This window comes from bacterium (assembly GCA_021372775.1).
GTDB lineage: Bacteria > Acidobacteriota > Polarisedimenticolia > J045 > J045 > JAJFTU01.
Genome location: JAJFTU010000048.1, coordinates 1 through 10,098, shown reverse-complemented (window position 1 = coordinate 10,098; position 10,098 = coordinate 1). Strand labels below are relative to the sequence as shown.

General features: G+C 72.0%; 9 protein-coding genes and 1 tRNA gene. 3 read left to right on the top strand and 7 right to left on the bottom strand.

Features of this window, described 5'->3' with window-relative positions; translation table 11 throughout:
* From LLG88_01935 to LLG88_01905, 7 genes are all read right to left on the bottom strand, one after another.
* Positions 1 to 296, bottom strand: a 296-nt coding sequence (locus tag LLG88_01935) for a hypothetical protein (protein MCE5245666.1), incomplete at its 3' end; no start/stop codon positions are given.
* A gap of 28 nt (positions 297 to 324) precedes the next feature.
* Complete coding sequence (locus tag LLG88_01930) at positions 325 to 885, bottom strand: PadR family transcriptional regulator (protein MCE5245665.1); 561 nt, start codon at positions 883 to 885, stop codon at positions 325 to 327.
* A gap of 907 nt (positions 886 to 1,792) precedes the next feature.
* Complete coding sequence (locus LLG88_01925; protein ID MCE5245664.1) at positions 1,793 to 2,866, bottom strand: hypothetical protein; 1,074 nt, start codon at positions 2,864 to 2,866, stop codon at positions 1,793 to 1,795.
* 68 nt (positions 2,867 to 2,934) lie between these two features.
* Entirely contained in the window at positions 2,935 to 3,306 is a 372-nt protein-coding gene (gene rplT, locus LLG88_01920; protein MCE5245663.1) for a 50S ribosomal protein L20, read from the bottom strand.
* A 159-nt stretch (positions 3,307 to 3,465) separates the two neighbouring features.
* Positions 3,466 to 3,669 (bottom strand): 50S ribosomal protein L35, encoded by a 204-nt coding sequence (gene rpmI, locus LLG88_01915; GenBank protein ID MCE5245662.1) that lies wholly within the window; start codon positions 3,667 to 3,669, stop codon positions 3,466 to 3,468.
* A gap of 16 nt (positions 3,670 to 3,685) precedes the next feature.
* A complete protein-coding gene (gene thrS, locus LLG88_01910; GenBank protein ID MCE5245661.1) occupies positions 3,686 to 5,626 on the bottom strand; it encodes a threonine--tRNA ligase in 1,941 nt (646 codons plus the stop codon).
* Positions 5,627 to 5,703: 77 nt separating this feature from the next.
* Positions 5,704 to 5,778: transfer RNA gene (locus LLG88_01905), tRNA-Val, on the bottom strand.
* 190 nt (positions 5,779 to 5,968) lie between these two features.
* Between LLG88_01905 and carA the strand changes: the two genes are divergently transcribed.
* The 3 genes from carA to ispG form a co-directional block, all read left to right on the top strand.
* The gene (gene carA / locus LLG88_01900) at positions 5,969 to 7,099 is read left to right on the top strand and encodes a glutamine-hydrolyzing carbamoyl-phosphate synthase small subunit (protein MCE5245660.1); all 1,131 of its coding nucleotides are present in this window, start codon (positions 5,969 to 5,971) and stop codon (positions 7,097 to 7,099) included.
* A 20-nt stretch (positions 7,100 to 7,119) separates the two neighbouring features.
* Complete coding sequence (locus LLG88_01895) at positions 7,120 to 8,268, top strand: hypothetical protein (GenBank protein MCE5245659.1); 1,149 nt, start codon at positions 7,120 to 7,122, stop codon at positions 8,266 to 8,268.
* Positions 8,258 to 10,098: (E)-4-hydroxy-3-methylbut-2-enyl-diphosphate synthase (gene ispG, locus LLG88_01890; protein MCE5245658.1), on the top strand; the 1,841-nt coding region annotated here is incomplete at its 3' end. The genes LLG88_01895 and ispG, both read left to right, overlap by 11 nt.

Here is a 10,098-nt window from a genome sequence, read left to right as displayed (position 1 = left end):
CGGCGCGCGTCGTCGCTCAACGGGACCGCGGCGCCGTTCTGCACGAGGTCCGACCACGCGAACGACTCGACGAACCGCCCGGCGGCGTCCCGCTCCACGGTCCCCGTGCACTTCGCTTCGTAGACGAGCGTTCCCGCGTCGTCGGCGTTCGAGCCCTTCATCGCGTAGACGAGAACCTCGCCCTCGCGATAACGGCGGGTCAGCGGCGCCGCGCCCGGCGCGCCGGCGTCCGGAGGCGCGGCGAACGCGGGACAGAGCGAGGCGGCGGCGAGGAGGAAGACGGCGAGTCGTTTCACGTGCGGCTCTCCTTGATTTCGCGGACGTTCAATCGGCCGAGAGTTCGCGCAGGACGCGCCGGATCCAGCGGGCCGTCGTGCGGTAGCTCTCGAGGCCGTACTCCAGGGCGTAGAGGCCGTTCGGCGCCGCCCCGCCGCAGCATTGCCGGAACTGCGCCCGCTGAGCGGCGAGTTCCTCGAGGTACTGCTCGACCGCGGCGAGGAACTGCCGCAGGAAGAGGCGCGTCCGCGCCTTGCCGCAGACGTCGCCGATGAACGAGAAGCGGAGCAGCAGGCAGTCGAGGCGCCACACGACGTCGTCCCGCTCGACCGGCCGGAGAAGATCGGCGGCGAGAACCTTCCGCCCCTCGGCCGTGAGTTGGAAGACCCGCTTCGGCCGCAGTTCCCGCGTGGCGTCGTCCTTCCCGCGGATCAGCCCGTCCTTCGCCAGACGCTCCAGCGCCGGGTAGATCGCGCCCGGGCTCGAGCTGAAGTGCCCCATCGACGTCGTCGCGAAGATCTTCCGCAGGTCGTAGCCCGAGAGCGGCCGCTGCGAGAGCAGCCCGAGGACGGCGAGCGTGAGCGGCGACAGCGGGGCGGCGGGCGTCATGGCACGATTAGATATAGTACGCTTCGTACCGTCACGCAATCCCCGCCCCGGCCTCGGCCGATCTCGCCGCCCGGCCCTCGGCCGATCCCGTCGGCCGCGCCTCGCCCGATCTCGCCGGCCGCGCCGTCGCCCTGGGGGCGGCTGGCGCGCCGATCACCACGTCGGAACGACGGCGCCTCCACCGCGCCTGCCGCCCGATCCGCACACAGCGCCGCCTTGCCTTTCAAAACCTCAACGGCAAGCATCCCCGAGGTCCACGTCGGGCGGCAGGCGCGGAAGCCTGTTGAGCGCGGCCACGAAGATCGTGCCGCGCCGGCCGCCCCTACCCGCCCATCGGCATCCCCGCCCCGGTCAAAGCGCGGCGCCCATCGGAATCGCCGCCCCGGTCAACGCGCAGGGCCCATCGACGCGCGGCGCCGAAGACGACGAGCGGGTCGCGCGGCGGGGGGGCGGCGGCGGAGCATTGCCCCGTCGCGGAGCCGCCGCCCCCCGCCGCGCGTCGCGCGACCATCGATGGACGCGCGCCCTAACGCCTCAGCGCGAAGGATGCCGTGGCGACCGCGAACCAAGGCCGCGACGCGAGGCGAGACAAGACGCACGGACCATCCAAGAAGGACCATCCGCCCCGCGGACAACCACCAAGAGCGCGCAGCCAAAGACGGCAGCACGTCGGGCGAGCGGGGGCGGCGGCGCAGCCGTTGCCCCGTGGCGGAGCCGCCGCCCCCGTCGCCCGACGCGCGTCCCGCGAGACGCGCGGGCATTACGCCTGATAAACCCCGGGAGATCGACGGGTCTAATCGCGGCGGCGCAAAGGCAAGGCGTCGCGAGGTCCACGTCGGGCGCGAGACGCGGAGGGGCGTTGAGCGGGGAGGCGAAGATCGGGGCGCGCCGGCCGCCCGTCCGGGCGTCAGGGACGGGCGTGGACGTCGTAGAGCAGAAGCCGCGATTCGATGCCGCCGACGACGACGGGGAAGCGCCGCGAGGCCTTGAACCCTAGATTGCGCGTCACCTCCGGCGCGCCGGACAACAGCGCCAGCCGCCATCCCCCGAGGGCGCGCCGCGCCAACTGCCCAAGGCCGTGCCACGCCGCGGCCGCCTCGTCCGCGTCCAAACGCAAACCCCACGGCGGATTCGAGACGACCAGCCCCGGCGCGAGACCGTCCGGAAGCTCGAGGTCGGCCACCTCGCCGCGGGTCAGCGTGATCACGTCGTCGAGCTTCTGCGCGCGGAACGCCGCGCGCGCCTCGCCGACCATCCGCGGCTGGCGGTCGAAGGCGAGGATCGGCGCCTCGGGCGGCAGGGCCGCGGCGCGGAGCTCGAGCACGACCCGCCGCAGGTCCACGTCGGCGAACGCCGGCAGGCGCGCCAACGCCATCGCCGCGGGGTTGCGCCGCGGCGGCCGCCGCAGCGCGAGCGACGCCGCCTCGGCGATCACCGAGCCGGTGCCGCAGAACGGATCGAGGATCGGCTTCGTCCGGTCCAGGCCGGCGAGGACGCAGATGCCGGCCGCCACGTCCTCGCGCAGCGGCGCCTCGCCGCGGCGGAAGGTGCCGCGCTCGTGGAGGCTGCCCCCGGCGAGGTCGAGGCCGACGGTCGCCTGCTTCGACGTCACGCGCAGCTCGACGACGATCTGCGGCGCCTCCGGATCGACCTCCGGGAACGGCAGTCCGCGGGCCCGCATCCGGTCGCGCAGCGCGTCCTTGACCAGCAGCGCCGTGTAGCGCACGTCCCTGAGCTCGGCCGTCGTGCCGACGACCCGCGCGGCCCACGTCGTCTCCGCCGGCAGCCATTCCTCCCACGGAATCGCGGCGAGGGCGGGGACGAGGTCGGCGGGGGAGACGGGGAGGCCGCGGGCCAGCTCCAGCGCGAGGCGCGGCGCGGAGCGGAGGGCGAGCGCCGCCCTGGCGGCTTCCTCGGGAGAGGCCTCGAAGCGGACGACGCCGCGCGCGGCCTCGAGGACGGGGATGTCCAGCCAAGACAATTCCGCCGCGACGGCCGGCTCGAGACCGGACGCCGCGGCGGCGTGAAAGAGCAGCTTGCCGGAGGCGGTCAGGCTTGGACCGGCTGCGGCAGCGCGGCCTTGGCGCGCTCGCAAAGCGAGGCGAACGCCGTCGGCTGCATCATCGCCATCTCGGCCAGCACGCGCCGGTCGATCATGATGCCGGCGATGTCGAGGCCGTTGATCAGGCGGCTGTAGGAGATCCCCAGCGGGCGGCAGGCGCCGCTGATCCGGGCGATCCAGAGGGAGCGGAACTGGCGCTTCTTCTGGCGGCGGTCGCGGAAGGCGAAGTTCAGCGAGCGGTCGACCTGCTCCCTCGCCATGCGATAGCAGTTGCCTTTGGTGAGGTAATAGCCCTTCGCCCGGGCCAAAATCTTCTTGCGGCGCTCGCGCCGCTTGTTGCCCCGTTTGACTCTCGGCATTGAATCCTCCTGCGCTTTTCGCGGGCCTCTTCGGCCCCTAGGGCGCCGGGCCGCTGCTTGCGGCCCCGTTTCAGGGTCGCCCGGGCCGGACGGGCATATCCCGGCGCGCGGGCGGGGCCGCGTCGTGGATCGGACGCGGCCGCGGTGGCGGAACGATCGTTACGGGCGGCCGTAGGGCAGCATCTTGTGCACCACCTGGGCCTCGCACTCCGGCAGGATCACGTCGAAGTCGAGGTGGCGGCGCCGCTTGCTGTCCTTGTGGGTGAGGATGTGGCTCTTGTAGGCCTTGCCCCGCTTGATCTTCCCGTTGGCGGTCACGCGGAAACGCTTGGCCGCCCCGCGGTGGGTCTTGAGCTTCGGCATTGCTGGGGCTCCTTGGTTACGGTTCTAGGCTGCGGGTCTTGATCGCGGCGAGCGCCCGCTCGACGAAGGCGGCGACGGGCGTCGTCCCTTGGTCGCCCACTTTGCGCAGGCGGAGGGAGACGGCGTCGGCCTGCGCCTCGCGCGGCCCGACCACGAGCATGTACGGAATCTTCTCCAGTTCCGCGTCGCGGATTTTGGCGCCGATTTTCTCCGGGCGCCGGTCCACCTCGACGCGGATGCCGGCCGCCTTCAGGCGGGCCCCCAACGATTCGGCGTATTCGGCCACCTTCTCCGAGACCGGGAGGACCTTGGCCTGCACCGGGGCGAGCCACGGCGGGAAGGCCCCCGCGAAGTGCTCGACGAGGATGCCGAAGAACCGCTCCAGCGAGCCGACGATCGCCCGGTGGACCATGTAGGGGGTCTTGCGCTGCCCGTCGGCGTCGACGAAGGAGATGCCGAACCGGCGGGGCAGGTTGAAGTCGAACTGGATCGTCGAGAGCTGCCACGGGCGGCCGATCGCGTCGAAGACCTTGACGTCGATCTTCGGCCCGTAGAACGCGGCCTCGCCGACGTAGCGCTTGTGCTCGAGGCCGAACTTGTCCAGCGAGGCCTTGAGCGCCTTCTCCGCGGCGTCCCACTCCTCCGGCTCGCCGACGTAGTTCTCGCGGTGCGCCGGATCCCAGACCGACAGCTCGTAGCGCCGCTCGGCGAAGCCGAAGGCGTCGAAGACGGTCTTGACGAGGTCCAGCAGGTCCTCGACCTCCTCGTTGATCTGGTCGGGGCGGCAGAAGATGTGGGCGTCGTCCTGGGTGAAGCCGCGCACGCGGAACAGGCCGTGCATCGTCCCGGTCCGCTCGTAGCGGTAGACGGTGCCGAACTCGGCCATCCGCACCGGCAACTCGCGGTACGAGCGCACCCCGGTGTCGTAGATCATGACGTGCCCGGGGCAGTTCATCGGCTTGGCGAACAGCTCTTCCTCTTCCGGGGTCTCGATCCGGAACATGTTGTCCCGGTAGTAGTCGTAGTGCCCGGAGGTCTTGAAGAGCTCGTTCCGGTACATGTGCGGCGTCGTCACGAAGACGTAGTTCCGCCGGTTCAGCTCCTCGCGGAGGAACTCCTCGATCTCGCGCCGGACGATCGTGCCGCGCGGGTGCCAGAAGATCAGCCCGGCGCCGGCCTTCTCGTGGATCGAGACCAGGTCGAGGTCCTTGCAGAGGCGCCTGTGGTCCCGCTTCTTGGCCTCCTCGAGCCGCGTCAGGTGCGCCTCGAGCTCGGCCTCGGTGGGGAAGGCGGTGCCGTAGATCCGCCAGAGCGTCTCGTTCTTCTCGCTCCCGAGCCAGTAGGCCGCGGCGACCGAGAGGAGCTTGAAGGCGCCGATCTTGGCCGTGTTCGGGAGGTGCGGGCCGAGGCAGAAGTCGCGGAACTCGCCCTGCTGGTAGTACGAGGCGACCGGGCCGCTCTTCTCGCGCACGAAGTGGAGCTTGTACGGCTCCTGCTCCTCGCCGAAGAGCCGCAGCGCCTCGTCCTTGGAGACCTCGCGGCGGACGATCGGCAGGGCGCGGGCGACGATCTCCCGCATCCGCTCTTCGATCTTCGGCAGGTCGTCGTCCGTGAACGGCGTCGCGCGGCCGAAGTCGTAGTAGAAGCCTTCCTCGGTGGCCGGCCCCTGGGCGATCTTCGTCTCGGGGAAGAGCTCCTTGATCGCCTGGGCCATCAGGTGGCTCGTCGTGTGGCGGTAGATGTGCAGCGCGTCCGGATCCTCGGGGAGGATCAGCGCGAGATGGCAGTCGGACGAGAGGGCGCGGTCCAGATCGGCCGGCTTGCCGTCGATCCGCACGGCCAGGGCGTCGGCGAGGCGGGGAAGCGCGGCGCTCCGGGCGACGTCCTTCGCGGCGGCGCCGGCGGCGGCTTCGACGACCCGGCCGTCGGGAAGCGTGACGTGGATTTGATCCGGCACAACGCCTCCGAAAACACGACAAACCCTGCCCGGCGACGCTCCCGCCTACGGCGGAGCGGTGCTGCCGGAACAGGGGGTGGTAGGCGCGGGCGGTTTCGAACCGCCGACCTCTACCGTGTCAAGGTAGCGCTCTCCCACTGAGCTACGCGCCTAAACTTGCTTCCGCCGCGCCGTTTCGCGGGGCGACTTCGGCAGGCCGCGAAATGTAGCAGCCGCGCCGGGGGGTGTCAACCCACGGGCGCAAGTTGTTGCCCCCGTTCGCCCCGGTCCGATACAATCATTCGCCCTTTTTCGCGCCGGGCGGCGGGCGCGAAGCGCGCGCCGCAGAGGAGCCTTCACCCGATGGAAGCCATTCTGGCCCTCGAAGATGGAACGGTCTTCAGGGGGCATGCGCTCGGCGCCGCGGGCGAAGTCGTCGGCGAGGTCGTCTTCAACACGGGGATGACCGGGTACCAGGAGATTCTGACCGATCCCTCGTACCGGGGACAGATCGTCGTCCTCACCGTGAGCCACGTCGGGAACACCGGCGTCAACGACGAGGATCCGGAATCGGAGCGGCCGCAGGCCGCGGGGCTGATCGTCCGCGACGCGCCGGAAGGTCCGTCGTCGTGGCGCGCCCGCGCCGATCTGCCGACCTACATGCGGACGAGCGGCGTGTCCGGCCTCTCGGGGATCGACACGCGCGCGCTGGTGCGCCGTCTGCGCGAGCGCGGCGTGATGCGCGGCTGCCTCACCGCGGCCGGGCGTTCGGCCGAGGAGGCCGTCGCGCTCGCCAAGGCCGCGCCGCCGATCGAGCAGGCCGACCTGGTCGGCGAAGTCACCTGCGAGCGGGCCTACGCCTTCAAGCAGGGGCGGAGCGGGCTGCTCGGCGGCGCCGCGCCGCGCGCGGCTAAGCGGCGGCCGATCGTCGCCTTCGACTTCGGCGTCAAGCGGAATATCCTGCGGCTCCTCGTGGACGAGGGGTTCGACCCGACCGTCGTCCCGGCGCGGACGAGCGCGGCCGACGTGCTCGCGATGCGTCCGGCGGGGGTCTTCCTTTCGAACGGCCCGGGGGACCCGGCGCACTACGGCGACATCGTCGAGACGGTCGCCGCGCTGATCGGCCGGGCGCCGGTCGTCGGGATCTGCCTCGGGCACCAGCTCGCCGCGCTCGCGCTCGGCGCGCGGACCTACAAGCTCAAGTTCGGGCATCGGGGGACGAACCATCCGGTGCGCGACGAACGGACCGGCGCGGTCGCCGTGACCTCGCAGAACCACGGCTACGCGGTGGACGAGGCGAGCCTGCCCACGGGACTCGTCGTCACCCACCGCAGCCTCAACGACGACACGGTCGAGGGGCTCGCCCACGAGGAGCTGCCGCTCCTCACCGTGCAGTACCACCCCGAGGGCGCCCCGGGGCCGCACGATTCGTGGAACGTTTTCCGCCGCTTCGCGGCGGTCATCGACGGCGGACGCCCGCTCGCCCGCTGTTGATCTCGAAGCAGGGAGAAGGAATGGCCGACTGGAAATCGCCCCTCCGCGCCGATCCGAGCGAATGGCTGGTGCTCAACGCGAGCGCCCCGGTGAAGTTCCGCCTGCTGACGGAGCTGCACTCGCTGCCGCCGACGGAGCCGAAGATCGCCGCCCTCCACGACGAAGCGATGAAGTGGCCCGCCGCCAAGGCGGAGCTGCGCTTCCAGCGGATGGACGGGACGTGGGGCGGCAAGATCGTCGCCGAGCCGGACAAGGCCGACCGCAGCACGGAGAAGATCCTCTGGCAGCTGTTCGAGCTGACTTGGAACAAGGAAAACTCCAAGGAAGTCCGGAAGGCCGCCAAGCCGCTGAAGTCGCTGCTCGCGCACAAGAAGGAAATGCCGCTCTTCGAGTTCAAGCAGTACGCGAAGCAGGATCCGCTGCGCGAGCGGCACGTCGTCTGGCAGATGCGTCTCGTCGCGCTCGGCCTGCTGCTGCGCGCCGGCTACGTGGACGACCGCAAGGTCGTGGAGCTGGTCGCCGACCTGCTGGAGCGGGCGACCTCCTTCGTCGCCGACCCGGTCTCGCGGCGCCCGGTCGAGCTCGTCGGCTCGGGGTTGCCGCAGCTGCGGCGCGAGGGGTTCCGCGAGGGGTTCTGCTTCATCCCCGACCACTACATGCTGCGGATCTTCGCCCACTTCCCGGCGCTGCTCGACGGCGGCAAGGCGCGCAACGCGCTGAAGCGGGTCTTCGACTACGTCGTCTCCCCCGACTACCAGGAGCTCGGGCCGCAGATCGGCTCCGTGCGCGTGATCCGCGGCACGCTCGAGCGGGGCGGCGGCATCCAGCTCCGCCCGATCGAGGAGTACGCGGAGCAGGGGAACCTCGACGAGCTGCTCTACCTGCTCGAGCAGTTCGCGCGGCTGGGGCTGATCAACCGCTACCCGCAGCTGATGGGGTACGTGGACTGGCTCCTCCAGCATCAGGAGAAGGACGGCCGCTGGGACCTGCCGCAGAAGTGTTTCGGCGCCAAGCCGCTCTACCACTCCTGGGTGCGGATCGAGAAGGACTGGAAGACCGCGAATCGCCGGGTGGCGGACGTCACGTTCCGGATCATGCTGATCCTGAAGTACCAGTGGGAACGGCAGATGAAGATGCTGGAACGAGGCGTCGACATGTATGGCTACTGACGAACGCTTTCCGCTGGCGGCGCGGCGACGCGCCGCCGTCGAAGTCGCGATCGGGAAGACGACGATCGGCGGGACGCGGCCGATCGCGGTGCAGTCGATGACCACGACGCGCACCGCCGACGCGGCCGCGACCGCGGCCCAGGTCTGCGCGCTGGCCCGGGCCGGCTGCGACATCGTGCGCGTGACCGTCCCCGCGAAGCCGGACGCCGAGGCGCTGCCCGAAATCCGCCGGATCATGAAGCGGGAAGGGGTGGACGTCCCGCTCGTCGCCGACATCCACTTCACCCCGAGCCTCGCCCTCAAGGTCGTCGAGTTCGTGGACAAGGTCCGGGTCAATCCCGGCAACTTCGCCGACCGCAAGAACGTCGGCGGACAGGCCTACGACGAGGCGCGCTGGAACGAGGACGTCGCGCGGCTGGCCGAGCTGTTCGCGCCGCTCGTCGACCGGGCGAAGGCGCTCGGCGTCGCGCTGCGGATCGGCGCCAACCACGGCTCGCTCTCCGACCGGATCGTCCAGCGCCACGGCGACAGCCCGGCCGGGATGGTCGAGTCGGCGCTGGAGTTCGTGCGGATCGCCGAGGACCGCGGCCACCGCGGCCTCGTGATCTCGATGAAGTCCAGCAACCCGCAGGTGATGGTCCGCGCCTACCGCCTGCTCGCGCGGCGGCTCGACGAGGAGCAGCTCGGCGCCTATCCGCTCCACCTCGGCGTGACCGAGGCCGGGGGGGGCGACGACGGCCGGATCAAGTCGGCCGCGGGGATCGGCGCGCTGCTCGCGGACGGACTCGGCGACACGATCCGCGTCTCGCTGACCGAGGATCCGCTGAACGAAGTTCCCGCGGGGCGGGAGATCGTGCGGCTCCACGCCGTCGCCGCGACGGCCGAGCCGGAGCGCCTGGAGCTGACCGAGCGGCGCGATCCGTGCGTCTACGCGCGGCGCTCCGTCGCCCGCGTCGAGGTCGGCGGCGTCGCCTACGGCGCCGACGAGCCGCCGCGCGTCGAGGCGACGACGACGCCGGCCGACGGGCGCGCGGTCGCCGCGCTCCTCGCCGCGCGCCCGGCGATCGAGCTGGTGGACGTGCTTCTCGACGATCCGGCGCGCGCCGGCGAGGCGCTGGCGACGCTGAAGCAGCTGCCGCAGGGCGGTCCGGCGCGCGGCGTGACGCTGGCCGGCGCGGCGCGGCGACTCGTCGGCGAGGCCGACTTCGCCCGCGCGCTCCGCGCGGGGGCCGACCGCGTCGGGCTGGTCTACGAACCGGAACGCGACGATCCGGCGCGCCTCGCCGAATGGGCGGGGTTGCCGCTGCTGCTCCTGCTGCCGGCGGACGGCCCGCTCGCCGTTCCGGGCGCGGCGCCGCGCGGCGGACGCGCCGACGCAACCGCGCGGGACGGCGGCGGGCGCGCCGACGCAACGGCGCGGGTCGGCGGCGGGCGCGTCGCAGGAACCGCGCGGGACGGCGGCGCGGCGGCGTCGATCGTCGATTTCGCGCGCCGCGTCGCCGGCTGCGCGCCGCGGGTGATGGTCGGGCTCGTCCCCGGCGCGCGGCTCGACGTCGTCGGCGCGAATCGTCTTCTCGCCGCGGCGCTCGACGCCGCGGGCGCGCGCCTGCCGCTGGTCGTCTCCGACCGTCCGGCGGCCGCGGAGGATCCGCGCCTCGGCTTCGCCGGCCGCGTGTCGTCGCTCTTCATCGACGGCCTCGGCGACGCGCTGCGCGTTCCCGCCGGCGCCGACGCGGCGGCCGCGGCGAAGCTGGCCCACGACGTGCTGCAGGCCTCGCGCCGCCGCCTCGAGCGGGCGGAGTTCATCGCCTGCCCGTCGTGCGGCCGGAC

What these genes read in the sequence shown, in the direction of transcription:
- LLG88_01930 (MCE5245665.1), bottom strand. Translation starts at nt 885, where the DNA reads ATGACGCCCGCCGCCCCGCTGTCGCCGCTCACGCTCGCCGTCCTCGGG.
- carA (MCE5245660.1), top strand. Translation starts at nt 5,969, where the DNA reads ATGGAAGCCATTCTGGCCCTCGAAGATGGAACGGTCTTCAGGGGGCAT.
- LLG88_01895 (MCE5245659.1), top strand. Translation starts at nt 7,120, where the DNA reads ATGGCCGACTGGAAATCGCCCCTCCGCGCCGATCCGAGCGAATGGCTG.
- rpmI (MCE5245662.1), bottom strand. Translation starts at nt 3,669, where the DNA reads ATGCCGAAGCTCAAGACCCACCGCGGGGCGGCCAAGCGTTTCCGCGTG.
- rplT (MCE5245663.1), bottom strand. Translation starts at nt 3,306, where the DNA reads ATGCCGAGAGTCAAACGGGGCAACAAGCGGCGCGAGCGCCGCAAGAAG.